At 61.2% G+C, this 26421-nt stretch carries 26 protein-coding genes and 1 tRNA gene; 16 read left to right on the forward strand and 11 right to left on the reverse strand.

The genetic code is table 11. The features are described 5' to 3' along the window. Positions 1-3: 3 nt before the first annotated feature. On the reverse strand, positions 4-1062 hold the full coding sequence (gene hemE / locus FB472_RS07520) for a uroporphyrinogen decarboxylase (RefSeq protein ID WP_141990380.1): 1059 nt from the start codon (positions 1060-1062) through the stop codon (positions 4-6). 17 nt (positions 1063-1079) lie between these two features. Here hemE and FB472_RS07525 point away from each other — a divergent pair, with 17 nt between their 5' ends. Next, the gene (locus FB472_RS07525; protein ID WP_141990381.1) at positions 1080-2315 is read left to right on the forward strand and encodes a glutamyl-tRNA reductase; all 1236 of its coding nucleotides are present in this window, start codon (positions 1080-1082) and stop codon (positions 2313-2315) included. Between the two features lie 109 nt (positions 2316-2424). Here FB472_RS07525 and FB472_RS07530 read toward each other — a convergent pair whose 3' ends face one another. Next, complete coding sequence (locus FB472_RS07530) at positions 2425-3333, reverse strand: serine hydrolase (RefSeq protein ID WP_141990382.1); 909 nt, start codon at positions 3331-3333, stop codon at positions 2425-2427. Next, the gene (locus FB472_RS07535; RefSeq protein ID WP_141990383.1) at positions 3327-5294 is read right to left on the reverse strand and encodes a M13 family metallopeptidase; all 1968 of its coding nucleotides are present in this window, start codon (positions 5292-5294) and stop codon (positions 3327-3329) included. Before FB472_RS07535 ends, FB472_RS07530 begins: the two co-directional genes overlap by 7 nt. A 75-nt stretch (positions 5295-5369) precedes the next feature. Between FB472_RS07535 and FB472_RS07540 the strand changes: the two genes are divergently transcribed. From FB472_RS07540 to FB472_RS07550, 3 genes are read left to right on the forward strand one after another with little or no spacing between them, the layout of a single operon-like run. After that, positions 5370-6740 carry an MFS transporter gene (locus FB472_RS07540; RefSeq protein WP_141990384.1) on the forward strand — a complete coding sequence of 457 codons (1371 nt, stop codon included), beginning with the start codon at positions 5370-5372 and terminating at the stop codon, positions 6738-6740. Between the two features lie 9 nt (positions 6741-6749). Continuing rightward, positions 6750-7445 carry an endonuclease NucS gene (gene nucS / locus FB472_RS07545; protein WP_141990385.1) on the forward strand — a complete coding sequence of 232 codons (696 nt, stop codon included), beginning with the start codon at positions 6750-6752 and terminating at the stop codon, positions 7443-7445. A 30-nt stretch (positions 7446-7475) separates the two neighbouring features. Then, a complete protein-coding gene (locus FB472_RS07550) occupies positions 7476-8138 on the forward strand; it encodes an HAD hydrolase-like protein (RefSeq protein WP_141990386.1) in 663 nt (220 codons plus the stop codon). Here FB472_RS07550 and FB472_RS07555 read toward each other — a convergent pair. Genes FB472_RS07555 through FB472_RS07570 form a run of 4 tightly spaced genes read right to left on the reverse strand, consistent with a single transcriptional unit; the run spans position 8135 to position 11371 of the window. Then, positions 8135-9226 (reverse strand): NAD(P)/FAD-dependent oxidoreductase, encoded by a 1092-nt coding sequence (locus FB472_RS07555; RefSeq protein WP_141990387.1) that lies wholly within the window; start codon positions 9224-9226, stop codon positions 8135-8137. The genes FB472_RS07550 and FB472_RS07555 overlap by 4 nt on opposite strands. Then, positions 9223-9753 carry an isoprenylcysteine carboxyl methyltransferase family protein gene (locus FB472_RS07560; RefSeq protein WP_141990388.1) on the reverse strand — a complete coding sequence of 177 codons (531 nt, stop codon included), beginning with the start codon at positions 9751-9753 and terminating at the stop codon, positions 9223-9225. The genes FB472_RS07555 and FB472_RS07560 overlap by 4 nt, the downstream gene beginning before the upstream one ends. Further along, positions 9750-10811, reverse strand: coding sequence for a type III polyketide synthase (locus tag FB472_RS07565; RefSeq protein ID WP_141990389.1), 1062 nt, complete (start codon positions 10809-10811; stop codon positions 9750-9752). The genes FB472_RS07560 and FB472_RS07565 overlap by 4 nt, the downstream gene beginning before the upstream one ends. A 29-nt stretch (positions 10812-10840) precedes the next feature. Further along, positions 10841-11371 (reverse strand): DoxX family protein, encoded by a 531-nt coding sequence (locus FB472_RS07570; RefSeq protein ID WP_141990390.1) that lies wholly within the window; start codon positions 11369-11371, stop codon positions 10841-10843. Positions 11372-11464: 93 nt separating this feature from the next. On the opposite strand from FB472_RS07570, the gene FB472_RS07575 reads away from it, so the two are divergent. Beyond that, positions 11465-11914, forward strand: coding sequence for a DUF2834 domain-containing protein (locus tag FB472_RS07575; protein ID WP_342775546.1), 450 nt, complete (start codon positions 11465-11467; stop codon positions 11912-11914). A gap of 56 nt (positions 11915-11970) precedes the next feature. Here FB472_RS07575 and FB472_RS07580 read toward each other — a convergent pair whose 3' ends face one another. From FB472_RS07580 to FB472_RS07590, 3 genes are read right to left on the reverse strand one after another with little or no spacing between them, the layout of a single operon-like run. Then, on the reverse strand, positions 11971-12708 hold the full coding sequence (locus FB472_RS07580) for a HipA domain-containing protein (protein ID WP_342775572.1): 738 nt from the start codon (positions 12706-12708) through the stop codon (positions 11971-11973). A 21-nt stretch (positions 12709-12729) separates the two neighbouring features. Next, complete coding sequence (locus tag FB472_RS07585) at positions 12730-13206, reverse strand: hypothetical protein (RefSeq protein ID WP_141990392.1); 477 nt, start codon at positions 13204-13206, stop codon at positions 12730-12732. Continuing rightward, on the reverse strand, positions 13194-13478 hold the full coding sequence (locus FB472_RS07590; protein ID WP_141990393.1) for a helix-turn-helix transcriptional regulator: 285 nt from the start codon (positions 13476-13478) through the stop codon (positions 13194-13196). Before FB472_RS07590 ends, FB472_RS07585 begins: the two co-directional genes overlap by 13 nt. A 197-nt stretch (positions 13479-13675) precedes the next feature. On the opposite strand from FB472_RS07590, the gene pdxY reads away from it, so the two are divergent. The 3 genes from pdxY to FB472_RS07605 all read left to right on the forward strand — a co-directional run bounded on the left by pdxY (position 13676) and on the right by FB472_RS07605 (position 16495). Then, entirely contained in the window at positions 13676-14527 is an 852-nt protein-coding gene (gene pdxY / locus FB472_RS07595; RefSeq protein WP_141990394.1) for a pyridoxal kinase PdxY, read from the forward strand. A gap of 89 nt (positions 14528-14616) precedes the next feature. Then, complete coding sequence (locus FB472_RS07600) at positions 14617-16224, forward strand: amidohydrolase (protein ID WP_141990395.1); 1608 nt, start codon at positions 14617-14619, stop codon at positions 16222-16224. After that, positions 16217-16495: a hypothetical protein gene (locus FB472_RS07605; protein WP_141990396.1), complete on the forward strand. Its 279-nt coding sequence runs from the start codon at positions 16217-16219 to the stop codon at positions 16493-16495. Before FB472_RS07600 ends, FB472_RS07605 begins: the two co-directional genes overlap by 8 nt. A gap of 12 nt (positions 16496-16507) precedes the next feature. Here the strand turns inward: FB472_RS07605 and FB472_RS07610 are convergent. Continuing rightward, positions 16508-16591: transfer RNA gene (locus tag FB472_RS07610), tRNA-Leu, on the reverse strand. 218 nt (positions 16592-16809) lie between these two features. Here FB472_RS07610 and FB472_RS07615 point away from each other — a divergent pair. From FB472_RS07615 to pknB, 8 genes are all read left to right on the forward strand, one after another. After that, positions 16810-17514: a M23 family metallopeptidase gene (locus FB472_RS07615; protein ID WP_170192115.1), complete on the forward strand. Its 705-nt coding sequence runs from the start codon at positions 16810-16812 to the stop codon at positions 17512-17514. 80 nt (positions 17515-17594) lie between these two features. After that, positions 17595-18311 carry an FHA domain-containing protein gene (locus FB472_RS07620; RefSeq protein WP_141990397.1) on the forward strand — a complete coding sequence of 239 codons (717 nt, stop codon included), beginning with the start codon at positions 17595-17597 and terminating at the stop codon, positions 18309-18311. Beyond that, positions 18308-18817, forward strand: coding sequence for an FHA domain-containing protein FhaB/FipA (locus tag FB472_RS07625; RefSeq protein ID WP_141990398.1), 510 nt, complete (start codon positions 18308-18310; stop codon positions 18815-18817). The genes FB472_RS07620 and FB472_RS07625 overlap by 4 nt, the downstream gene beginning before the upstream one ends. 4 nt (positions 18818-18821) lie before the next feature. Beyond that, a complete protein-coding gene (locus tag FB472_RS07630; protein WP_141990399.1) occupies positions 18822-20066 on the forward strand; it encodes a Stp1/IreP family PP2C-type Ser/Thr phosphatase in 1245 nt (414 codons plus the stop codon). Next, positions 20050-21495 carry an FtsW/RodA/SpoVE family cell cycle protein gene (locus FB472_RS07635; protein ID WP_141990400.1) on the forward strand — a complete coding sequence of 482 codons (1446 nt, stop codon included), beginning with the start codon at positions 20050-20052 and terminating at the stop codon, positions 21493-21495. Before FB472_RS07630 ends, FB472_RS07635 begins: the two co-directional genes overlap by 17 nt. Continuing rightward, positions 21492-22946, forward strand: coding sequence for a peptidoglycan D,D-transpeptidase FtsI family protein (locus tag FB472_RS07640; protein WP_141990401.1), 1455 nt, complete (start codon positions 21492-21494; stop codon positions 22944-22946). The genes FB472_RS07635 and FB472_RS07640 overlap by 4 nt, the downstream gene beginning before the upstream one ends. Next, on the forward strand, positions 22943-24622 hold the full coding sequence (locus FB472_RS07645) for a protein kinase domain-containing protein (protein WP_141990402.1): 1680 nt from the start codon (positions 22943-22945) through the stop codon (positions 24620-24622). Before FB472_RS07640 ends, FB472_RS07645 begins: the two co-directional genes overlap by 4 nt. 69 nt (positions 24623-24691) lie before the next feature. After that, entirely contained in the window at positions 24692-26419 is a 1728-nt protein-coding gene (gene pknB, locus FB472_RS07650; RefSeq protein WP_141990403.1) for a Stk1 family PASTA domain-containing Ser/Thr kinase, read from the forward strand. The last annotated feature ends 2 nt before the right edge of the window (positions 26420-26421 follow it).

A 26421-nucleotide genomic window follows, 5' to 3' on the forward strand; every position in this document is an offset into this window, starting at 1 on the left:
CAGCTACCCTTCCTGGTGAACGAGCTCCACAATTTTGGTGAGCACGTCGGGGTCGGTGTCTGGGCCAACTCCGTGCCCAAGGTTCACGACATGGGCGGGAGCGACGCGTCCGCGATTGAGCACATCACGCACGTGGGCCTCGAGCACATGCCAGGGGGCGCCGAGCAGGGCCGGGTCAATGTTGCCCTGCAACGCAACACCGCCGCCAAGACGGCGATCTGCTTCGTCGAGCGGGATGCGCCAGTCGACGCCCATGACGTCGGCACCGATGTCGTGCATGGCGCGCAGCACTTCGCCGCTGCCGACACCAAAGTGCACCTTGGGAACGTCATAACCGCGCAAATGAGAGAAGACCCGCTTGGAGTGCGGGGCGACCCGCCGCACGTACTGCTGCTCTGAGAGCGATCCAACCCAGGAATCGAAGAGTTGCACGGCAGAGGCACCCGCCTCGACCTGAGCGATCAGGAATTCGCCGGCAATGTCGGCACACCAGTTCAGCAGTGTCGCCCACGTTTGCGGGTCGGAGTACATGAGCGTGCGGGCGCGCTGCTGATCTTTGCTCGGGCCGCCCTCAACAAGGTACGACGCGAGAGTGAAGGGAGCTCCGGCGAAACCGATGAGTGGGGTTGTTCCCAACTGCGCAACGGTCTGTGCAATTGCTTCGCGAATCGGAGCAAACGCGGCCGGATCGATGGGGTGCAGCTTGGCGACATCCGCCGCTGTCCGAATCGGGTTTGCGAACACGGGGCCCCGACCGGGAACAATTTCGACCTCAACGCCGGCCAGTTTGGCGGGGATCACAATGTCACTGAAGAAGATGGCCGCGTCAACATGATGGCGCCGCACGGGCTGCAGGGTGATCTCGCTGGCAAGGTCGGGCGTCAGGCACGCCTCCAGCATTTCGTTGCCTTCGCGCAGCTTGCGGTACTCGGGAAGGGAGCGGCCAGCCTGCCGCATAAACCAGACCGGCGTCGTTTCTGGGCGGTCACCCCGATAGGCCCGGATGATAGACGAGTTAGCTGTACGGCCGTCGAGAAGAGGATGGTCTGGAGTCACAGTCACGGGGTTAACATTAGGTTGTGCTCCTGTGCCTTAGCTCGAATCATCGCAACGCGAGCCTCGACATACTCGAAAGTCTGTCTGAGGTCGCCCCGGCGGCTACGACTGACCTCGTTTCGACCAATGATTTCGTTGCCGGCGCCGTCGTGGTTGCCACCTGCAACCGTTTCGAGGCCTACCTCGATGTCGAAGAACCACTCACCGCAGCAACCGCCATCACCGTGTGCTCACTGCTCGAGTCGCTCAGTCAGCGAAGCGGCGTGAGCGTTGACACTCTGCGAGCATCCATCGCCGTTCATGAGGGCGCGGATGCTGCAGCTCACCTCTTTGCGGTCACGTCGGGTCTTGAATCGGTCGTTGTCGGTGAAGCCGAAATTTCGGGGCAGGTCAGCCGGGCTCTCGATCAGGCTCGTGCCCACGGCACCACCACTCGGGACCTTGAGCGTCTTTTTCAGCGCGCCACCCACACCAGCCGCGGCATCAAAAACAGCACCGCCATTGGTGGTTCGGGCAAGTCACTGGTGCGGCTTGCTCTCGAACTCGCTTCCAGTCGTGTTGCCGACTGGTCGACCGCGCGCGTTCTCGTGGTGGGCACCGGCCGCTACGCCGTCACCACGCTCAATGCGCTCCGCACCAAGGGTGCCCTCGATTTGCGCGTCTTCTCCCCCTCGGGTCGCGATGCCGCCTTCGCGCTCAAGCACGGGCTCACCCCCAGCGAAGACTTCGATGTCGATGTCATTGTTACCTGCACCGCGAGTGCCGTTCTCGGTGTAGAACCTTTCTCCGCCGTCAGCAAGTGCCTGGTGCTCGACCTCGGGCTCCCCCGCAATGTTGATCCCGCCGTCGGCCAACTCGACGGTGTTGATCTGCTCGACCTCGAAACAATCAGCCTTCACGCCCCCCTCGAAGAGCTGAGTGCGCACGCGGATGCTCGCGATCTGGTTCGCACCGCCGCCTGCGAATTCGCTGCCGAAAGCCAGGCCGAGCCGGCGATCGTGGCGCTGCGCACACACCACTTCGCGCTCCTAGAATCTGAGATTGCGCGCGCCAAAGCCCGCGGCGCCGGCGAAGAAACCATTTCCGCACTGCGCCACCTCGGCGGTGTGCTGCTGCACGGCCCCTCCGTTCGCGCCCGTGAATTTGCGGCTGACGGCCGGGCCGCCGAGTTCGACGCCGCACTGGCTGCGCTCTACAACATCCCGGTCAAGCGATCTGCTGGCGTCACGGCCGCAACCGCCCGTCCACACATCGCGTAACCGCTGAAGCCGCCGCCGCCGCAAGCCGTCACCGTCGTAGCGGCAACCGCCATAGCATCCGCAGCTAGGGGAATGGGTCGCTACCGAAGCAGGCCGCCGCGCACCGCCCTTAGTGCACGTACTCCAGCAGGTCATAGCCGAAGATGCGCAGAGCTTCAATGGCGCGGAGGCGTGCCTGAAGGCTGCTGTCTTCGAAATGGATGGATGCCGCATACGCAACGGCACGCTTGTTGCCCCTGAGGGCCCCGGCTTCCGCCCGCACCCCCCGCTCGATGCCGGTTTTGTTCACCAACAGGGTGTTGTGGTCGGCCCCCCGATGAGCCAGGGGGTCAAGCCCAAACGCGCTTGCCACCAGCGAAAGGTCGGTGTTGAGGGAGAGCCAGCCGAGCACTCGTTGGCTGGCAAGTGAGTTCACTATCTCGCCGCGAGCGAGCGCACCGAAGAGCCAGCTCAGTTCGATGGCTGAACCAACGGAGAGTTGGGGTGCGTCATCGGGGCCGCGATTGTCGCGCACGAGGTCGAGGAGTGCGGTCCTGGTGAGGCCGAGCGATTCGGTGCGGGCTCGTACGGCATCCAACCCGATGAGTTGCAGCAGCATGTTGGTGGCGAGGTTGTCACTGGTTGCCCCGACGAGTGCGGCGAGGTCGGCGACGGGTAGTGAGGGTGCTTGGAGGTGCTGCCAGAGCCCAGCCGCCCCCGCAGATACCCCAGGTACTTTGTCGAGGATGCCGTAGGGGGCGAATTCGCGTTGATCGAAGCGCGCCGCGACCTCAACGAGCAACAGAATTTTGCCGATGCTGGCGGCGGGCAACGCTACCCGGTCGTCGATGCTGAGGATCGTTTTTCCGGTATTGATGTCGACCGCACTTGCAGAGACGAGCGCCCCGGCGTAGCCGAGTTTTCCGAGCGCAGCAAAGGTACTGGTGAAGTTGGGCAGGTCACCAGTGGCGGCGTGCTTCGCTACGCGGGGCGCGCGAAGATCTCGTCGGCGTTCTCGGGTTTTCTCGATTTCTACCAAATGGTGACACGATCTTTCGGGTCTAGCCACAGCGAATCGGATTTCGTCACGCCAAAGGTCTCATAGAACGCGTCAAGGTTGCGAACAATTTGGTTGCATCGAAACTCGTTCGGCGAATGCGGGTCAATCGCTAACAGGCGAATCACTTCTTCATCGCGACCCTTCTGCTGCCACGCTTGTGCCCACGACATGAAGAATCGCTGCGCGCCCGTGAGCCCGTCAATGACGCGGGGTTCTGCGCCGCCGAGGGAAATTAGGTATGCCTTCCAGGCGATGGCGAGCCCACCAAGATCGCCGATATTTTCGCCGATCGTGAGAGAACCGTTGACGCGGTGCTCGGGGACTTGGGCCGGAGCTAGCGCGTTGTACTGGTCGATGAGCGACGCGGTTCGCTCCTCGAACGCAGCTTTATCTTCCGGGGTCCACCAGTCGATGAGGCGACCATCTCCGTCATACTTGGCGCCCTGATCGTCAAAACCGTGACCGATCTCGTGACCGATGACGGCACCGATTGCGGCATAGTTGGCGGCGTCATCCCGGCCCTCATCAAAGAAGGGGTACTGCAGGATGGCGGCGGGAAACACGATTTCGTTGAAACCGGGGTTGTAGTAGGCGTTGATCGTTTGCGGGGTCATGAACCATTCGTCGCGGTCGAGCGGCTTGCCGATCTTGCCCAGCTCACGCTGAAATTCGAACTCGTTGGCGGCGCGCACATTTCCGGCGAGGTCATCGACGCTGATCTCGAGGGTGGAGTAGTCGCGCCACGTGCTCGGGAACCCGATCTTGGGGGTGAACTTGTCGAGCTTCTCAAGGGCGCGCTCACGGGTGGCGACGCTCATCCACTCAAGATCGGTGATCGATTGGCGGTAGGCCTCAACGAGGTTCGCGACCAACACATCCATTGCTGATTTTGCTGTTGGGGGAAAGTGACGGTCAACATAAATCTTGCCGACGGCCTCACCCAGCACTCCTTCGACGAGCGAGACGCCACGCTTCCACCGTGCCCGCAGTTCGGGGGTGCCAGAGAGGGTGCGACCGTAGAAGTCGAAATTGGCTTCGACGAAGTCGCCCGAGAGATAGGCGGCATTGGTGCGGATAACCTGCCACGCCAGCCAGTCCCGCCACGCCGGCAGGTGGTCGTCCGTGAGCGCCGACTCGAGCCCTTCAACAAAGCTCGGCTGGCGCACAACCACTTCGTCAAGGGCATGCGCCGGAACATCAACGGCGTCGAGCCACACATTCAGGTCAATGGCGCCGGTCAGGTCGTTGGCTGCCTGCCACGTCATCGGGTTATAGGTTTTTTCGCTGTTGCGGTTGGCGACGTTATCCCAGTGCTTCGACGCGATCTGCACTTCGAGATCGACAATGCGGGCGGCACGGTCGGCAGGAGCGTCGAGGCCGGCGAGCGTGAGCATCCGCTCAATAAAAGTGCGGTACTTGGCGAGCACATCGGCGAACTTTTCTTCGCGGTAGTATGACTCGTCGGGCAGCCCGAGTCCACCCTGTTCGATGAATACCAGGTAGCGCTCGGGGTTGCCGGGATCGTTGTCAACAAAAAGCTGGAAGAATCCGCTCGTTCCGCCTCGCTCAAGGCGGCCGAGGGTGCTGAGGAGGTTGGGGATGGAGTCGACCGCCGCCGCTTCGGCCAGCTGCGCTGCGATGGGGGTTGCGCCCAGTTCATCGGCACGCGCCTCATCGAGGAAGCTTGCATAGAGATCCCCGACCTTGCGCGCTTCAGTGCCGGGCTCGGCCGACTGCGACTCGATGATGATGTCGCGCACGGCCTCTTCCGCCTCTTCGGCCAGCACCATAAATGAGCCGTACCGTGCCTTGTCAGACGGGATTTCGGTGCGGTCGATCCACGCCCCATTCACATGGCGGAACAGGTCATCTTGGGGGCGAACCTGCGCGTCGAGATCGTGGACGGCAATTCCTGAAGTCACTGATGATTCGGCACTCATGCACCCCAGCCTAGGGGCAGACAGCGCAGCGTTGGCTGCGAATACCAGACCGGTGGAGAGCCCTACTATTGAGCAATGACCGCCTCTGCCTCTTCTGCGGCGACCCCGCAGTATCCCCACGGTCTCAACCACCGTCAGGTGCTCTCCTGGCGGAACGCCATTGCAACGCTATTTACTCTTGCCGGATTCTCTTTTGCGAGCTGGGTGGGTCGCATCCCGACCGTGCGCGACACCTTCGATGCAACCCATTCCGAAATTGGCATACTGCTCCTTGGCCTCGCTACCGGATCCATCCTTGGGCTCCTTGTTGCCGGTCGACTGGTCGAACGCTGGGGTGCCCGTGTGGTCGTCGGGGTCTGTATGCTGGTGTTCTTCGCCGCCCTTGCCGCGACCGGAATCACCGTAGGGGTTCTCGGAAGTTTCGTCGGAGCCGTGTTCACGCTTGCCGTTCTCGGCGTTTCCTTCAGCACCTACGACGTTGCGATCAACCTGTCGGGCGCCGCAAATGAACGCCTCCTCAAACGCTCTACACTGCCGATTTTGCACGGCTTCTACAGCCTCGGCACAATGATCGGCGCAGGGTTTGGTGCGGCAGCAGAAGTGCTTCACATTCCGCTGGCCCTGCACCTCATTGTAGTGGCGGCGATCGCATTCGTCACCGGACTTAGTGTGCTGCGCTTCGTGCTGCCCGAGACTCTGGCGGATGCCCCACCCAACACCCAAGAAATGGCAATCGCCTCGGGGGCAATGTCAGCCCCCAAGGTGCGGAGTGTCTGGCGCGAACCGCGCACGCTCGTTATCGGCGTCATCGTGCTGGGAATGGCCTTTGCCGAAGGTACTGCCGTCGACTGGCTGGCCCTCGCTATGGTCGACGGTTATGACGTCGACAACGCCCTCGGCACCCTCATCTTTGGCGTCTTCGTCACCGCGATGACCGCGACACGATTCTTAGGCGTCCGTGCCCTTGACCGTTTCGGGCGAGTACCGGTGTTGCGCACCTCCGCCGGTTTCGCAGCCCTCGGGTTGCTGCTCGTAATTTTCTCGCCCTCGGTTGCTTTCGCCATCATCGGAACCGCACTCTGGGGTGCCGGCGCCGCCCTCGGTTTTCCCGTAGGAATCTCCGCCGCTGCCGATGACCCCAAGCGCGCGACCGCCCGCGTCACCGCCGTCGCCACCATCGCCTACGGCGCAACACTCATCGGGCCCCCCATGATCGGTGTCCTCAGCGACTACGTCGGAGTGCTCAACGCACTGCTCGTCATCGTTGTGCTCACCGTGCTCTCCGGGCTGCTCTCCCCTGCCGCCCGCGAACTGGCGGGCCGCCACTCCCACACCGCACCCGACTTCGCGTCGCCGGGTACGACATCCGCGGCGATCATTCTTGCCACGTCAGAGCTGCAGGTTATTTCGGCGGACGACACTCCCCCACCCGCCGCACACCGTTAGGCTCGTGGAGTGCGCCTTGTCATAGCCCGATGCTCCGTTGATTACGCGGGCCGTCTCAGTGCCCACTTGCCGTTGGCCACACGATTGCTGCTGTTGAAGTCCGACGGCAGTGTGCTGGTGCACTCCGATGCACTCTCCTATAAACCTCTCAATTGGATGAGCCCCCCGTGCGTGCTCTCCACCCTTGAACCTGAGACTGAGCAGTCGGATGCCGGTGTCACCGAAATCTGGAAGGTCGCCCACACCAAGTCGGCTGACATGCTCATCGTCTCGATTCACGAAATCCTGCACGACTCCAGCCACGAGCTGGGCGTCGACCCTGGACTGCAAAAGGATGGCGTCGAGGCTCACCTGCAGAAGTTGCTAGCGGAGCACATCGACCTTTTGGGCGACGGTTACCACCTTGTGCGCCGCGAATACATGACGGCGATTGGGCCGGTCGATATTCTCGCCACCGACGACAAGGGCGCGAGCGTCGCTGTGGAGATTAAGCGCCGCGGCGACATTGATGGTGTTGAGCAGTTGACCCGCTACCTCGAGTTGATGAACCGCGACCCGCTGCTGGCTCCGGTTGCTGGGGTGTTTGCGGCCCAGGAAATCAAGCCACAGGCACGCACCCTCGCGAAGGATCGCGGCATCCGCTGTGTGCTGTTGGACTATGACGAGCTGCGTGGACTCGACGACCCCAACATGCGATTGTTCTAGATTCTGCCGCGCGGCCTAGGGTTGAGACAAATGGCTAATAACTGGACCTGCATTCTCATTGACCTTGATGGCACGATCGCCGATTCGGCACCCGGAATCACGACCTCGCTCGCTTTCATGTTTGAGGAGTTGGGTTACCCCGTTCCCTCGCAGGAAGAACTCGTGGCCTATGTTGGCCCGCCGATGCTCGACTCTTTTCGTGACCGCGCCGGGTTCACCTCGGTCGAATCCGCCCAGGCATTGTCGGTGTACCGCCGCCACTACATTGACGGCAATAACGCGCACGGCAGCGACATTTTCCCCGGCATGGCCGAGGTGCTGAAAACGCTGCATGCGAGCGGGATCCCGTTGTCGCTGGCAACCTCGAAGCCCGAGTTTCCGGCATCCGTAATTTTGGATCACGCCAACCTCACCCAGTATTTTCGGGTGATGGCGGGTGCCTCAATCGATGAGATCCGCAGTGCCAAAAAAGATATCGTCGCCGAAGCGCTCACGCGCCTGACAATGATCGGCGCCGACGTCAGCAACCCGGTGATGATTGGCGACCGCGACTATGACATCGAGGGCGCAGCAGAGCACGGCGTCCCCACCATTTATGTTGACTGGGGTTACGGCAATCCGGGTGAGTCAGAAGGATCGCTTGCGGTTGTTTCGACGGCAGAAGAGTTGCTGCCGCTGTTGCTTCCTGGTTAGCGGGCGAGGCTCTCCACGATGCGGCCGTAAACCCACGGCAGTCGCGCGGCGAGCGGCACGATTGTGCGGCGCAGCGGTGAGTTGGCTGCTGCCACAAGTCCGGTGGTGAGCATCCGAAAGTCGCGGGTGATGCGACGCCATTCGCGTTCGTACCGTTCCGGTTCACCGCCCACGATGCACTCAATCGCGGCCCGTGCCTCGGCAAGTCCCAACCTCAGTCCCTCGCCAGTGATCGCGTCAACATACCCGGCAGCATCGCCGACGAGCAGCACTCGGCCGGCCCGCTGACCACGAGTATTTTGCAAGAGTGGCCCGGCACCGCGAGAGCTCGATGCTGACGGTGCGTCGCGAAGTCGTTCCGCGAGCGCCGGCACGCTGGCCAAGGCCTCCTCAAACGACGTTCCCCGCCGCCCCAACACGGCGACGCCGATCTCCGTGTCGCCGACCGGGGTGATGTATACCTCTGCATTGGGCGCCCAGTGCACCTCAACGAGATCACTCCACGGGGCAACCTCAAAGTGTTGCCGGATGCCGAACCGCCGAGAATCTTTGTGCCTCACGCGGCGAGGGCGCGTGGCCAGGCCAACCAGCTCACGCACTGTGGAAAGTAGACCATCGCAGCCGAGCATCCACCGTCCCTCAATGGTGCGACCATCTACCAGCTGCGCGGATACCGCGCCAACCAGGTCGCCGTCACTCTGCCTGCCGTCTCTTTGCTCTACCGCCTCGACCTTGCCGTGTTCAACCCGCACCCCGAGCTCGGCGGCCCTTTCGGTGAGCGCCCGGTGCAGTTCGGTGCGGCGAACGCCGAGGGCAGTGTCCCCGGAGAAGCGGTGTTCGGCGGTGCGCTTGCCATTCTGGTAGCTGATGCCTGCGATGGTTCGTCCGTGCGGGTGCACGCCGAGGGCGGTGAGTTCTGCCACAGCGCCGGGCATGACGCCTTCGCCGCAGGCTTTGTCGATGGTGCCGGGGCGGGGTTCGATGACGAGGGCGGTGAGGCCGCGCATCCGCGCGTTGATTGCAGCGGCGAGACCGATCGGCCCGCCACCGACAACGATTACGTCGACAATCTCGCCCAACTCAGTCATGGTGTCAGTTCGCGCAGGGCGCGGTTTTCGGTCGGAATGCGGAACACCAGCAGCAGCACCGCATTGAGTACGGTGAACACGATCGCGGTCACCCACGCGGTGTGCACGAGCGGCAGCGCAATGCCCTCGATCGCAACAACGAGGTAGTTGGGGTGCGGCAGCCAGGTCAGTCGGTAGGGTCCGCGGTTCTGCACACGTCCGGCACCGGGAACAACGATCACGCGCGTGTTCCACTGGGCGCCGAGCGAGCTGATGATCCAGTAGCGGGCGGCTTGGCTCAGCAGGGTGATGATGAGCATCGGAATTCCGAGCCACAGCAGAAAGGGCCGGTCAGCGATGATCACTTCGGCGACGCACGCGATCAGCAGGCCGGTATGCAGGGTGACCATCCACGGAAAGTGTGTCTGCCCATACTCACGGCCACCTCGTTCGAAGGCTGCGGCGGCATTGCGTTTCGAGATGCGCAACTCATAGAGGCGTTCCATGCCGGTGCCGAGCACGAGGGCAATGTAGGCGATCACGCTCATGTTGGCCACTCCAGCAGAACAAATTCGGCACTCACGCCGGGGCCGAGAGCAAAAGCGAGGGCGCGGCTTCCTGGTGCCGGTGCGGGGTCGGCGTTCATGGCGTCCGCGAGCACATGCAGCACGGCTGCCGACGACAGGTTTCCGACCCGGGCGAGGCAGTCCCAACTGCTCTGCAAATCTGTGCGCTCTAACCCGAGCGAGGTTTCGAACGCTTCAAGCACTCGCGGGCCACCCGGATGCGCCAGCCAGGTGTCGACATCCGCAATCGCTAGTTCATTCCGCCCCAGAAAATCGTCGACCTCGAGGGGGAAGCTGTTCTGAATCACGTCGGCAACGCCCGCGGTGAGCACAATTTCGAAGCCGGTGCCGCCCACATTCCAGCCGATCACGTCGTAGCTGTCGGCGATGAAGGTGCTGCGGGTGTCGACGATACGTGGTCCGGGTTCGCTGCGGTTCTCCCCCACCATCACGACGGCGGCCGCTCCATCACCGAAGAGTCCGGTGGCAACAAAGTTGGCCATGGTTTGGTCACCGCGTTGCAGGGTGAGTGAGCACAGCTCGACGCTCAACACGACGCCGACCTCATCGGGATGCCCAACCAAATAGTCATGCACACGGGCCAGGCCCGCGGCCCCCGCCACACAGCCCAAGCCGAATGAAGGAACCCGTTTCACGTCGGGCCGTAACCCCAACCGAGGAATCAGCAGCGCGTCTACTGAGGGTGCCGAAACCCCGGTGACGGAAGTGAAGAAGACGAAGTCAACATCGCTGGGCGTGAGTCCGGCATCCGCGAGCGCCGTCGTTAATGCACGGTCGAGCAGGTCGGTGGCAACACGAATGAACTCGTTGTTGCTTTCCCGAAAGCTGCCCAGGTCGCGGTAACACTCAATGGGCAGTGCGGTGTGCCGACGTTGGATGCCGCTAGCGCCATGCATTCGCTCGATAACACGGTGATGTGAGGGGGTGGCTGACAGCAGCGGCGCAAGCTCTGCGGTGATTTCCGCCTGGGTGTAACTGTGGTCCGGCACAACCGGAGCCACTGCCGCGATTCTGCTCATGCTGCGACTCTGCTCATTCAGTGAAGTTATCACGCACTGAGGTCACGTCTGCCATTGCGGCGAGCCGCACGCCACAGACGCCACGCGCGCCAGGCACCGGTCGACCACAGCGCCCAGATGACAAGCACGGGTTGGAATGGCATCCGGATCCAACGCTTCAGGTCGGTGTCGAGTCCGAGGGAGTCAACCTGGTTCACGAGTTGTGAAATGTTGCCCGGATAAATGGCAACGAAGAAGGCTGCGGCTACCCAGCCGACCGTGGTGCGGTATTTCCGCGAAAAGATGAGGGCACTACCGAGGACGATTTCGACGACACCGGATGCGACCACAACGAAATCCTTGTCGAACGGTTGCCAGTCCGGTACCTGCCCTTGGAACGCTTCACGCGAGACAGTGAGATGACTTATCCCGGCGAATATGAGCGAGGCGCCAAGCGCGATGCGTCCCACCCGGCGGCCGATGCGGCTTGCGCGGGAGGGCTCGTTAACGTCGCTGACCTCCGTGCCGGCGGTTGGCTCGGTGGATGCGGCCGGCTGTGCACGGTCTGGTGTCTGATCCATCCGCCTATTGTGGTGGGTTGGGCTTGGTATCTGCCGAGTGTGCGGTCGGCCTGCCGGTGGTCGGGGCCGGATGCTCGGGTGCACACTGGGGGAATGACTGAACCCTCTGCCTCGCCCTCCGCCGCGTCATCGCCTGCCTCATCGCCGTCTGACCCGTCACCCGACGTGGGGGTGACATCTCCGACGGCAGTCCGCGATCGCCCCTCGCTTCTTCGCCATTGGAACGCCACCGCGGTCACGTTCGCAATCCTCGCGATTCTCGGCTTAGTCGGCACTTGGATCTTCAACATCTTGGCGATCGTGCAAATGCGCGACTTCCTCGGTGACTGGTTCGGCAGCGGCCCGGCCGTGAACTCATTGGGTGTCGACCTGTTGGTGGTGGCGGTGGCGGGCAGCATCCTGATCATCATCGAGGCACGCAGGCTCGGGATGAAGCGGGCCTGGCTCTATATCGTGCTCTCGGGCATCACGGCCTTTGCGTTCACCTTCCCCCTGTTCCTCGCAATGCGTGAGCGCAAGCTGGTGGAGTTGGGACGGCGCTGACAGGGCACCGTAGCTATCCCCCCGTGCGCAGCTGAGGATTTTGGCCCGCCACCGGGCTAGCTGGGCTTGCGAGCCCACTGTCCGGAATTGCCGGGCATGCCGAGATCGCCGCGCCGCTTCTGAGCGGAGCGTCTTGTGGGTGGCGGTGTTTGCGTCTGAGAACCGTCGGGGGCCATCGCGAGTGCCCGGTCTCGATTGGGTCCGGCGAGTGCGCGCTTTGATGCTTCAGCAGCTTCGCGGGAAATGCCATAGTCGTTAGCGATCTTTATCCAGTCAGCGGTGCGATCAGCAACATCGCGGATGATCCCCTCGGCGTCATCAGGTGTGAGCCGAAATATGTCATGGCAATCACGTAGTTCACGGATGTCGCGCCCAAACTGTTCTCCACCATTAACGATGGGAGTTGCCTCGACTTGCTCAGGGCGGCGATCGGGTTCGAGGTCAAACACTGGAGACAACGTCCAGCCATCGTGCCTGCGAAGGAAACCATGGTTGCGAAAGTGGTCGTTTTTGGTGGTCAGGGAGTGGGCGCTAATGTAGCCAACACGCCGCTCGTTTTCGCGGTCAAAACGGCGCGTGAGAAGGATTGATCGTGACTCCGTGAGGCGCACAAGTTCGAATTCTGGGGTCTGAACTCCTGCTCTGCGGGCAAGGGCTAGCGCGGTCGCTTCCCACGCCATCGGTTCAGAGAATTCGGTTTCACGGGCAAACTTTGCCATCCATAGTTCGCCTTTATGCCTCACTATCGCCTTCGGGCGCGCACCCCCAGCGCTGGTGCCCGCTTCGATGAGAATCTGAAGCTCGTCTTCTGTTTCTTAGCCTTCCTCGAAAGCGAGCGCGGCAACCACGATCTTCTCCAGGTCATGCACTTCGACTATGGGGTGATTGCGAGCACCGAGGTAGGTTTCTTGGGCATCCGAGAAACGAAGGATTCCTTGTTGCGTGACGTCGTTGACGTGCGCGAGAAAGTCGAAAGTTGTGCGGGCTTGTGTTCCGGCGCGAATGATTCGCTTTCTCCACGCGTCGGGCATCGAGTCCCCGAGCGCTCCGAGCGTTTCGCGCCCAGCCCAGGTTCGAATGGGGCCGCCCGTGCGACGCATGTCGGGTGAGAGGTCGTAGCCCCGTGGATCGGTGAGGTAGCGATCGGTGTCTAGAAAAACGAGTGAAGCGGAAGCGGAGCTGATCACGCTTTCACCGGCAACAGTTCCTGCCTGAATTTCTTCGCCGTCAGGTAAGACGACATGAGCGGTAGCACTGGTGAGTTGTTCCGCCAACGCTATTATCCGTTCCACTTCTGCACGACAGGAGTTCGCACTCTTTCGACGCTGGCGCGGGCGAGGTTGCGGGAGCCAAAGTCGCTTGAAATCGGATCGGAGGCATCAACCACCGGCCCAAGGATGCCCACGGTGCGCATGATGGCGAGAAGATTCTCTGATGACGTGGAGCGCCCTGCTTCTATTGCACGAAGGGTGTCACGAGATACCCCTGCCCGCTCTGCCGCTATCTGTGCGGTGAGGCCAGAAATTTTGCGCCACGATCGAATGCTGCGATCCAGACGTGCCATCTCCCTGTCGAGTGCCGCACTCTGCGCTGCCGTGTGTACGCTCCTATGTTCCCTCGTGGTCTTCTATAGTGCTGCGTGGTTCAGTCACTAAAGCACTTTATGGGGGTTTTTCTCGGCACTAAATAATTTACGGCTCATCACGACCTCCAGCGGCTCAGTACGGAAGACCCCGCAGAAAGAAGTGGGAGAATTGTCCAATGAAGATCCTCTCGATTCAGTCAGCGGTCGCCTTCGGTCATGTCGGCAACTCAGCCGCAGTGTTCCCGCTGCAGCGCATCGGCGTTGAGGTGCTGCCCGTTTATACGGTCAACTTCTCGAACCACACCGGCTATGGCGCGTGGCGCGGGCCGATGATCGACCCCACCGACGTCTCCGAAGTCATTGCCGGTATCGAAGATCGCGGAGTGTTCCCCCAAATCGACGTCATCCTGTCGGGGTATCAGGGTGGCGAGGGCATCGCCGATGTCATCATCGATACCGTTGCCCGAGTCAAGGCTGCCAACCCGAACGCGATCTACGCCTGCGACCCGGTGATGGGCAATGCGAAATCCGGATGCTTCGTTGGCCCCGCCATCCCGATCCTGCTCCGCGAGCGTGTGGTTCCTGCCGCGGACATCATCACGCCCAACCAGTTCGAGCTCGGCTTTCTCACCAACACCGAGCCCGACACCATCGAGTCGACTCTCGTGTCCGCCGACCTCGCCCGCGCCATGGGCCCGAGCACCGTCCTCGTCACGAGCGTCCAGCGCCCCGACCGCGAAGCAGACACCATCGAAATGATGGTTGTGACGGATGCCGGAGCCTGGATCGTACAGACCCCGCAGCTGCCGATGAAGGCCAACGGTTCCGGCGATGTCACCGCGGCGCTTTTCACCGCGCACCTCACGCGCGGTGGGGACGCTGCCGATGCCCTCGCGCGCACGGCATCCAGCGTCTTCGACCTGCTCACGAAGACTCTTGACTCCGGCGAACGCGAACTACAGCTCGTCGAGTCGCAAGCGTTCTATGCCGAACCGCGAATGCAATTCGCTGCGCACCAGGTGCGGTAGACGATAAAGCCCTGTTCCGCGCCCAGCGGACCGAGTGCCGCTAGAGTTCAAGGACGTTCCCTAGTCGGCAGCGCGCGGAAGGAAGCATTGTGGCTTCAACACTATTCGTCGGAAACGTCCTCACTCTCACCGAGAGCGCCCCGCGTGCGGAAGCCGTACTCGTTGCGGATGAACGCATCGCTGCGGTCGGCACCGAACACGAACTTCGGCTGTTGCTGCCAGACGACGCCACCGTGGTCGACCTTGGTGATCGCACCCTCATGCCAGGCCTCATTGAGCCGCACGGACATCCCACCTCAAGCGCAATACTGCTCAGCGACAACGTGGTCGACATCCGACCCGTTGTTGTCAAAGATCCTCACAAGGTGATGGACCTCATCTGGGATGCCATCGCGACACATCCCGACGGTGTCATGGCCAACGGTTGGGATCCCCTACTCCAAGTAGGACTCGACAACCCCACCCGCGCCAGCCTCGACGAACTTGCCGGCACCGTGCCCCTCGTCATAGTGCACAACTCCGGACACACCTCATTCTTTAACACCGCCGCCGCCAATCTTGCCGGCATTACCCGCGAGACCCCCGACCCCGCCGGAGCCTCCTACGGACGGGATAACGCCGGAGAACTCACTGGAACAGCAAACGAAACCGCCGCCATCTTTGCTATCGCCGACCCCTTCCTCCGCAAATCGTATGCAGAATTTGGGCCCCTCATCGCCGCCGAACTGAGCCGCGCCAACAAAGCGGGCGTCACCACCGTCTGTGACATGTCGTGGAACCCCGCCCAAGCCCCACTGCTGACAGCAGCGCGGCAAGATCACGAACTCACCGCCCGGCTTCGCTTCTACGAAATGTCGCATCCCGGCGGAACCAGCACGGTTCCCCGCCAGAACGGCGACGACATAGTCACCCAAATCGGGATCAAAACCTGGGCAGACGGCTCCCCCTGGGTGGGAAACATCGCCACCTCGTTTCCATACCTCACCAATGCGACCACCACCGCGATGGGGCTCGGACCTGACCACCGCGGTGTCGCCAACTTCTCCCAAGAAGAACTCACCAAAATATCGCGGGGCTATGCCGCCCAAGGATGGCAGCTCGCCTGCCACGCCCACGGAGACCTCGCAATCGACAGCGTCTTGAACGCGTGGCAAACCGTCATCACCGAGCTCACCCTCACTGACCACCGTTTTCGCCTCGAACATGTCGGCGCCATCACGGCAGCACAGTGTGAGCGCGCCGCTGCCCTCGGGGTCACGGTCAGCGTTTTCGTCGACCACATCCATTACTGGGGTGACGTTCTGGTCAATGAACTCTTCGGTGAACCCGGCACACGATGGGCGGATGCTCAGAGTGCAGTAGCCGCCGGAATCCGCACCACCTTCCACAACGACGGCACCGTCACGCCGCTCGAGCCGTTCCGCAACATGTCCGTGGCCATGACACGACTCAGCGACACCGGCCTCAAGCTCGACGGAGCCGAAGGGGTGTCTTTAGACGACGCACTTAAGGCGCACACAGTGCATGCGGCGTGGCAGCTGCGGTCCGAAAACCAGATCGGCAGCATCGAGGTGGGAAAGTACGCTGACCTGATCATCGTGGATCAAGATCCCCACACAGTCACTGCCGAAAAATTGGCGTCGACCCGAGTGCTCGCTACCTACTTCGCCGGCGCCCTCGTTTACGAGCGTGAATAGTCAGGCGAACTCTCCCGCCACGGCAACAAACGCACAAGTAGCTGGCCGAGTGCACCCCGGCCTGCGCCACTCAGGACGCATGCTCCACCTCGGAATCGGACGCGCCCACAACAGAACAGAAGTCATCTGCCTCATCCACAACCAGCAGGCAACAATCATCACCCACACCGGCACCGTCCTAGCCGAATTCACCCTCGACCCCGCGACCGGATACCAAAAGAAAACGGCTGAACCCCCGAAACCGGGGGTTCAGCCGTTCACGATGTCCTGAGACATCACACTGTGCGCGAGGGGGGACTTGAACCCCCACGTCCTTTCGAACACACGGACCTGAACCGTGCGCGTCTACCAATTCCGCCACTCACGCGTGGGTTAAGTTAAGACTCAACTGGGTGAGATTATCACAGCGCCAACTCGATCAGCGACTCGACTCCACAACGCAATTAACTAACGATTCACAGGATCGTCATATAAGGTCGGTTGCTGTCCGTGTGCCAATACTGCGGGCTGAACCAGACCTGATCCACAACTGCCGAAATCGGGCAGTGCACAGACCACACCCCTGGGGGTTACCGCGTGAAACGAATGCTGACACTCAGCGCAATCATGGCAGTTGCCGTGAGCGTGACTGTTCCAGCCGCAGCACACATGGCACCGTCATCTCGTGAACTTCCGTCAATTGCGTACGCGGCTTCAGCATCCGACGCAACCCAGCAAGTGTCATCCGCCGCAGGTGCCGAAGCTGAAGCATCCGTACCCGACCAGTCATTCGCGTCATCCATCGATACCGAAATCAGCGCCGCAACGCGCGACGCTCTCGCAGTAGAAAAGATCGTCGTCGAGCCACCTCCCGCCCCCGTTTACGCTGGCCCCTCCGGCTCCTTCGCGGGTTCTTACGCCGGAGAGTTCGCCGGCTTCCTAGCCATGTGGCCGGCAAGCGCCCCCGTCAACGATGGCTTCGGCTACCGCGGTGCTGGCGAATTCCATGGCGGCATTGACCTCATGACCGGCAGCGGCGCCACCATCGTTTCCGCGTCCCCCGGTGTGGTCACCCAGGTCACCTTCGGCGGTGGTTGGGGTCAGTTCATCAAGATCGATCACGGTAGCGGAGTATCCACTCTCTACTCGCACCTGATTCAGGGCTCACAAATGGTGTCACCCGGCCAAACCGTGGCAGCAGGAACGCCCATCGGATTGAGCGGAAGCACCGGCTACGTCACCGTCGCCCACCTCCACTTCGAGACCTACGTGAACGGTTCGCGAGTCGACCCCATGGGGCTCCTGCCCTAATCTCTCGGCGTCGATAACAGCTTAGGCCACCCCAAGCAGCTAACATCGACGTACCGCACCGAGCGATCACGAGGAGAGCTGTGGGTCTACTAGACAACTTTGAACGAGGTCTTGAGCGTGCCGTCAACGGTGCATTCGCTAAGACCTTCAAAAGTGGTCTACAACCCGTTGAAATCACCAGCGCCCTTCGCCGAGAACTCGACACCCAAGCTGCCGTCGTCTCCCGCGAACGCATCCTCGTGCCCAACAACTTCACCGTGCGCCTCAGCGAAACCGACTACCAACGTATGGCTGGCCTCGGAACAACGCTCGTGTCTGAGCTCATCGAACTCGTACAACGCCACGCCACCGCCCAGCACTACTCATTTTCTGGCGGCATCAGCATTTCCCTGGCCTCCGATCAGGCCCTCAGCCAAGGAATGATCGAAGTCGACTCCGTGAGCGTCAAAGGCACTGTCGCCTGGACGCCCATCCTCGACATTGGTGGCACCCGGCATCCACTCGTGCACTCTCGCACCATCATCGGCCGGGGCAGCGAAGCCGACATCACCATCGACGACAACGGCATCTCCCGCAAACACGTCGAAATATTGTGGGACGGCACCAAAGCGGAGGTCAACGACCTCAACTCCACTAACGGCTCAAAACTCAACGGAGCTCCCGTCTCCCGTGCACCCCTGGCACCCGAATCCGTCATCGATATCGGAAGAACCCGTATCGTATTCCGTGTGCTAGCCCAATCCGCCGCCGCCGACCAGCCCGTTGACCAACAAAACGACCGGGGGTTCACCCTGTGAGTGAACTCACCCTCCTTCTGCTGCGCGTTGCCTTCCTCGCCATCATGTGGGGCTTCATCTTCGCTATCGTCTACGCGCTGCGCTCCGACCTCTTCGGAGAAAAAGTGCGCCGGATGCCCGTGCAAAGCTCCACGCCAAGGGCCGCGCCCTCAGCACCAGCCGCCGCACAGCCCACCCGCCCCGCGCCACCGGCTCCCGCCGTCGGCAACTCCCTCGACGCCACACGTCTCGTAATTGTGTCTGGCTCGAAAGAGGGCTTAGAGATTTCGTTGCCCGAGGAACAACTAACGATTGGTCGCTCAAGCGAATCTGGGCTTGTTATTCGTGACGACTACACCTCAACCCATCACGCACGTTTGTTGCGGTGGGCAGACAGCTGGGTTGTTCAGGACCTTGATTCCACCAACGGCACCTTTTTGGCGGGCCAGCGTGTGAGTGTACCAACACCAATTCCATTGAATACGCCGATCAAGATTGGCACAACCAGCTTCGAACTGCGACGGTAACTGGATGGCCAATTCGGGCAACAGTGCCGCCGCATCCCATGTGGGTAAGATTCGCTCCAACAATCAGGACAGTGCCTACGCTGGCACCCACCTTTTTGTGGTCGCCGACGGCATGGGGGGTCATGCCGGTGGTGACGTTGCTTCCGCGATTACGATCAAACATCTTGCCGAAGCCGACCACCCCTACTCCACCCCCGAAGACGCCGCGCAAGTTCTGCACGACACCCTGCTCGCCGCCAACCAGATGCTCTCCAACACCGTAATTGAGCACAACGAGCTCACCGGTATGGGAACGACAGTGAGTGGTATGGTTCGCGTGGGCGACAAACTGGCCATAGCCCATATTGGTGATTCCCGCATCTATCTACTGCGTGACGGCACGATGAGCCAGATCACGCACGATCACACATTTGTGCAGCGGTTGGTCGAAAGCGGCCGCATCACCCCCGAAGAGGCAGCCGTGCATCCGCGTCGGTCAGTGCTGATGCGGGTTTTGGGTGACGTCGATGCGTCACCAGAGATCGATACCGAAGTGCTTGACACTAAGCCGGGCGACCGCTGGCTGTTGTGCTCTGATGGGCTGAGCGGTTTCGTCAACGACGACAAGATTGCTGCCATGCTGCGTCGGGTCACCGATGTCACGCTCGCAACCGATCGACTCATCCAGGCAAGCCTCGATCAGGGTGCCCCCGACAATGTCACCGTAGTGTTGGTCGATATCGTCGATGAAGAAGCGTCGTCGCATGAGCCTCCCATCATGGTGGGTTCGGCAGCGTCACCGCTCTCCTTTGAGCCTCCCGCCCCCAAAAAGCCGCCGCGCCTTCCGAGTCTCCTCCTGCATCCCCTTAAAGCCACAACGCCAGACGATGCGCATTTTGAGCCCGAATCTGATGAGTACTATCAGGCGATCATTCGGGAGGACCGCCGCCGAGTTCGTCGCCGCCGCATCTCGTGGATCGCGTTCATCACGATCGCGGTTACCGCAATCACTGCGGGTCTCATCGGCGGCTACCAGTACACCCAGCAGCAGTATTACGTGGGTGCCGACAATGGTCAGGTCACCATCTATCAGGGTGTCCAGCAGACCATCGGGCCGATTTCGCTGTCACAGGTCTACCAAATCAGCGATGTGCGCGTTGTCGACCTGCCGCTGTACCGCCGCGCCAGTGTCGAGAACACCATTAATGCGCGCGACCTCGAAGATGCCCTCCGCATAGTGAGAATGTTGACTGATGCCCGCATCCGCTAGCCCCGACGTTCGCGCCTCGGCTTCGGCCGGCCCGCGAACAATGACTGAAAGCATCCGCCTCAGGTTGCGGGTGCCCGCCCGGCTGCGCAATCTTGAACTTGCGCTGGTAATTGTGGCGATCGCCATCAATCTGGGCTCGATCGCCCTCGTTCAATTGGGTGCAATCGGGCGACTAGGTTTCACTGTGCTTGGGCTTTCTGCACTGCTCGGTGTTCTAGTTTTTGCGATGCACACCACTCTGCGGGTGACTGCTCGGGATGCTGATCCGCTGATCCTGCCGATTATCACCGTTCTCAATGGGCTGGGAATCGCCATGATTTACCGCCTCGATCTCGCCGAAGAGGCGACGGGCTGGTCGAGCGGCGGCATCCGTCAAATTACTTGGACGGCGATTGCCATTGTCATTGCGATGGCCGTTCTGCTGATCATCAAGAATCACCGTGTGCTGCAGCGGTATCGCTACATTGCAATGTTTAGCGGCATCGCGCTGCTTCTGCTGCCCCTGGCTCCCGTGATCGGAGCAACCCGCTTCGGTGCTCGCCTGTGGGTCGAGATTGGCGCGTTCTCTTTCCAGCCGGGCGAACTCGCCAAAATCGCGCTTGCCGTGTTCTTCGCCGGCTATCTGGTATCGGCGCGTGACTCGCTCTCGATGGTTGGCCGCAGGGTGCTCGGCATGACCTTCCCGCGGGCCCGCGATCTCGGCCCCATCATTGTTGTGTTTGTGGCGTCCATGCTCGTGCTGATCTTCCAGCGCGACATGGGTACAGCGCTGCTCTACTTCGGTCTCTTCCTTGTGATGATCTATGTCGCCACGGGCCGCGCCAGCTGGATCCTGCTCGGCATGGCCATGTTTTTGGGAGGCGCGTATGTTGCCAGCCGCTTCCTCACCTACATCTCCGGCCGCATCGACGCCTGGCTCGATCCTTTCAACCCGGATGTCTACGACGCCACGGGCGGTAGCTACCAGCTGGTGCAGGGTCTGTTTGGTCTCGCCGATGGAGGGCTCATTGGCACCGGTCTCGGGCGCGGCAGCCCCCAGATCACTCCCCTCGCCGAAAGCGACTACATCATCTCGGCACTCGGGGAAGAGTTGGGTCTGATTGGTATTTTTGCCATTCTGGCGCTGTACCTTTTGTTTGTTTCTCGTGGATTCCGCATCGGCTTTGCCGGTCAAGATGACTTCGGTCGCCTGCTCGGTGTCGGACTCGCCTTTGTGATCGCATTGCAGGTTTTTGTGGTGATCGGCGGTGTCACGCGCGTGATTCCGCTGACCGGCCTCACGACACCATTCCTTGCCGCCGGTGGTTCATCACTGGTTGCTAACTGGATCATTGCGGCACTGCTGCTGCGGCTTTCAGATACGGTGCGCCACCAGCCGCAACTTGTCATCGAACCATCGATTGACAACCGATTGGTGGTGGGTCAATGAACCGCGAACTCAAACGGGTGAGCACTGTTGTGTTACTCATGTTTGTGAGCTTGTTCATTTCGAGTTCTGTTATTCAGGTCGTTACTGCCGATAGCCTGCAGGCGGATGGTCGAAATGTGCGCACACTTTATGCAAGCTACTCGGCCGAACGTGGCCCGATTCTCGTCAACGGCGAACCCATCGCTCTGTCGCAGCCCGCTGATGACGAGTTCAAGTTTTTGCGGGTCTACCCCCAGGGTGAGCTTTACGCTCCCATCACCGGCTACCTCACTCTCAACCAGGGAAATACTGGAATCGAGAGCGCGCTCAACGACTATTTGAGTGGCTCCTCCAACGATCAGTTCTTCGATCAGGTGAACGCGATTCTTACCGGCCAGAAGCCTACGGGGGCCGCAGTTGAGCTCACCATTGACCCCGTCATCCAGCAGGCGGCATGGGATGCTCTCGGTGACTACACTGGCGCGGTCGTCGCGATCAAGCCCAAGACTGGCGAGATTATTGCCATGGTGTCGAAACCGACGTTTGATCCCAACGAGTTAGCAGTGCATAACACCGGGGCTGTGATCGACACCTACGAGCGCCTACTCAATGATCCGAGCGAGCCGCTCTTCAACCGAACACTGGCTGGACCGCTGAATCCCCCCGGCTCCACCTTCAAGCTTGTCGCGGCTGCCGCGGCCCTTGAGAGCGGCAATTACACCGCCGAGAGTGCTTTTCCGAACCCTGCAGAGTTGCAGTTGCCCGAGAGCACCTTCAAGATCAGCAACGCTAACAGCGGCACGTGTGGCCCTGGCAACACGGCGACGATCGCCACCGCCGTGCGACTCTCGTGCAACATTCCTATGGCTGAGTTGGGCGACGCGCTGGGTGCGAGCGTGATCCGCGAGCAGGCCAACAAGTTTGGTTTCAATGAGAGCGTCTCCGTGCCTCTTGAGTCCACTCCGAGCGTTTACCCCCGCGCGCTTGATCGCCCGCAGACGATGCTCTCCGCATTCGGTCAGTCGAGCGTTCGCGCATCTCCGCTGCAGATGGCGATGGTGTCGATGGCGATCGCCAACAGTGGCACCCTGATGCAACCGAACCTGGTTGAGAGCGTCGTTGCCTCCGATCTCACAACGATTCAGTCCTTCGAACCGACCGTGTTTAGTCAGGCGATCAGCCCGCAAACCGCCGCCGCACTCACCGCAATAATGGTGGCTGGGGTCAATAACGGTGCCGCGAGCAGTGCCAGAATAGACGGGGTTGAGGTTGCAGGTAAGACCGGCACGGCAGAGAACGGGCAAGGGGAACCTTACACGTTGTGGTTCACTGGATTCGCGCCGGCAAATGATCCAGAAGTTGTCGTTGCGGTAGTTGTTGAAGATGGTGGCGGGCTTGGACAGTCCGGTACCTCCAGCGGCATCTCCGCACCAATTGGGCGTCAAGTACTAGAGGCGGTGCTAAACAAATGAGACCAACCAGCGGGCTCACTTTCGGGGGCAGATACCAACTTTCCAGTCGCGTAGCGATTGGCGGAATGGGCGAGGTGTGGCAAGCCACAGACCTCGTGATCGGGCGAACGGTTGCGATCAAAATCCTCAAAGATGAGTACCTCGGGGACCCGGGGTTCTTAGAGCGTTTCCGTGCTGAAGCACGCCACGCTGCGCTGGTCAACCACGAAGGCATCGCCAACGTCTTCGACTACGGAGAAGAAGAGGGCAGCGCCTACCTCGTCATGGAGCTCGTTCCCGGTGAAGCACTCAGTGCCATCATCGAACGCGAACGCGTCCTCGCCCCCGATCGTGTTCTCGACATGGTCGCGCAAACTGCCGCCGCACTTCAGGCAGCTCATGCCGCCGGACTTGTGCACCGAGACATCAAGCCGGGAAACCTGCTAATCACTCCCGAAGGCCGCGTGAAGATCACCGACTTCGGCATCGCTCGCATTGCCGACCAGGTGCCACTAACTGCGACCGGTCAGGTCATGGGAACAGTGCAGTACCTGTCGCCCGAGCAGGCCAGCGGGCATCCCGCCTCACCCACAACCGATATTTACTCCCTCGGTGTCGTAGCCTACGAAGCTCTCGCCGGTCGACGCCCGTTCACTGGCGAATCGCAAGTGGCGATCGCAATGGCCCAGATTAACGAGACTCCACCCGAGCTGCCGGTGACCGTCTCGGAACCGGTGCGCAACCTTGTCTATGCCTGCCTCGCCAAGTCCCCGGGCGATCGTCCAGCATCCGCCTCACACCTCTCTCGTGCAGCGCAGTCATTGCGCCGCGGAGATATTGCTGCGGCGGCCACGGCTGTTCCCGGAATTCTGGGAGACGACTCTCACGCCGCCACCGTTGGCCTGAACTATGGCAACGCCACCCAGGCCACCCGCATCCTCAATACCGCGGGTGCAACCGGGGCTACCGACACCCAAACGCTCGACGAAACCAAGAAACGTAACCCGTGGACCTGGCCCATCGTTGCGCTCATCTCACTTCTTGCCGTTGTACTGATTGGTGCGATCATTGCGCTCCTGCTCCCGACGGGCGACCAAGCACCCGTTGACACGGCTACGGGCACATCCACGTCCAGTTCGCCGCCCCCAAGTTCGCCGCCCCCCACGCCCCCCACGCCGACGACCGTCGAACTAACCGAGGCAGAACTGCTCAATCGCACGCAGGCTGCGGTCGAAGACATCCTCACAGAAAAGGGCCTCGTGCTTGCCGCCGAAGTGGGCCGCGCTGCCGAATCCGCCGAACAGGTAGGCACTTCATACAGTGCGGCACCCGTGGGTAACGTCAGAAAGGGTGAGACCATCACGGTGTACTTCTTCGATCGGGTCGCGGCCACCCCCACACCCACACGACCTCAAGCGAACTCACTCCAACCGAATGGCCCGTACGCAGCTGACGCCATTGTGACTGTGCGGTGGGCGCCCTATCAGGGATGTCCCCCCGGTCACCCTCTCTCGGGCTTCAACTTCCTCATTCAAGGGGGCCCGGACTCGGGCACCTCCGTACAGGATCCCAACAGCTCAGGGTTTGATATTCAACTTCCTGCCACCTCGGGCGAGAGCACGACGATCTCCTACAGTGCGCTGTGCACCGACATGGAATCGCCGCTATCAGAACCCGTCACCGTAACCATTCCGTGAGCCACTGTAACTAGCGGCAACGAGTAGACTAAGCCGGGAGTTTCCGCGACAACAAACAGGAGTGAACTAGTGAGCGAAGGCGTTGCACAGGGCGTACGCCAACTCGCTGGGCGCTATCAGATCGGTGAGTTGCTCGGCCGTGGTGGAATGGCCGACGTTCACTTGGGAATGGATTCACGGCTCGGGCGGCGGGTCGCCGTCAAACTTCTCAAACCGTCGCTGGCCAATGACCCGGCGTTTCGCACCCGGTTTCGCCGTGAAGCCCATGATGCAGCCAAGATGGCTCACCCCACCATCGTGCGCATTTTTGATGCCGGCGAAGAGTCCGTCATAGACCCTTCTGGGCACGAGACGCTCATCCCGTTCATCATCATGGAATACGTCGACGGTCGACTCCTCAAAGATATGGTGGCTGAGGGTCCCCTCGCACCGGCCGAAGCCACGCGAATAGTAGCGCAAGTGCTCACCGCACTCGAATACTCACACCGCGCGGGGGTCGTGCATCGCGACATCAAACCGGGCAACGTGATGGTGACCACCAGTGGTCAAGTCAAGGTCATGGACTTTGGCATTGCCCGTGCCGTCTCTGACGCTGCCGCCACGATCGCCGAATCGAGCGCGATCGTTGGCACCGCACAATACTTTTCGCCTGAGCAAGCGCGCGGTGAAACGGTGGATGCCCGCTCAGACCTGTATTCCACCGGCGTCGTTCTGTTTGAACTTCTCACCGGTCATCCCCCGTTTACCGGCAATAATCCTGTAGCGGTGGCGTATCAACACGTCAACTCAGAGGCGACTCCACCGAGCACTTCCACCGCCGCGGTGTCTCCCGCCCTCGATGCGGTGGTTTTGCGGTCGCTTGCCAAGGACCGCTTCGATCGCTATCAGAGTGCTGCAGAGTTCCGCGCCGATGTGGAAACAGCGGCGGCGGGTTTCGTCCCCGACCGCAAGCAGCTGGCCTCCTCCGATTTCACTACGACGCTGTTTGGGGTCAACCCGAGTGCGACCGCTGGCAGCGACGCTACGTTCCGTCAGCTTGCCGTCGATGAGAATGACCGCACCCCACGCTCACAAAGTCGTCCCCCCGTTGCCTGGATCTGGGGCGGAATTGCCCTCATGGTTGTGGTCATTGTTACCGTCATAGTGTGGGCGTTTAGCCTGACCCCGGCACAACTGAGTGGCACCACAGCCGTCGACGTGCCCGACATCGCTGGCATGACATACGAGCAGGGTGAGGCATTGCTTACCGATCTTGAGCTGGTGCCCAACCGCGTCGATCAGGCAAGTGAAACCGTCGACGAGGGTGTCATCATCCGCACCGATCCGGGTCCCGGTCAAACGGTTCCGCCCGGGCTGGAAATTGACGTTGTAGTCTCGCTGGGGCGGCCTCCGGTTACCGTTCCCAATGTCACCAACAGGCAAGAGGCTGATGCGATTGCGCTCTTAGAGGCGGCCGGCCTTGTTTATGGCACAAGTTCACAAACTACTTCGCCCAACCTTCCTAAGGGCACCGTTATCAGTTCTGACCCACAAGCGGATGCGGAGCGCACCTCCGACGGCACCCTCATCCGTGAGGGTGAGACGGTGAATTTGGTGGTCTCCAACGGACAAATTCTGATACCAGCTGTCACCGGCGCAGATATTGGCGAAGCCAATACGACACTCACACAACTTCAGTTGACCGTGCGACTGACCGCAGACTTTGCGTGCAGCGGCAATGTCGTCACCTATCAATCCCTCATCGGTGACCAGCCCCAGAATTCTGAGGTCACCCTGCAGTACTGCGCCGGAAGCTAAGT

The sequence above is a fragment of the Rhodoglobus vestalii genome (assembly GCF_006788895.1).
Lineage (GTDB): Bacteria > Actinomycetota > Actinomycetes > Actinomycetales > Microbacteriaceae > Rhodoglobus > Rhodoglobus vestalii.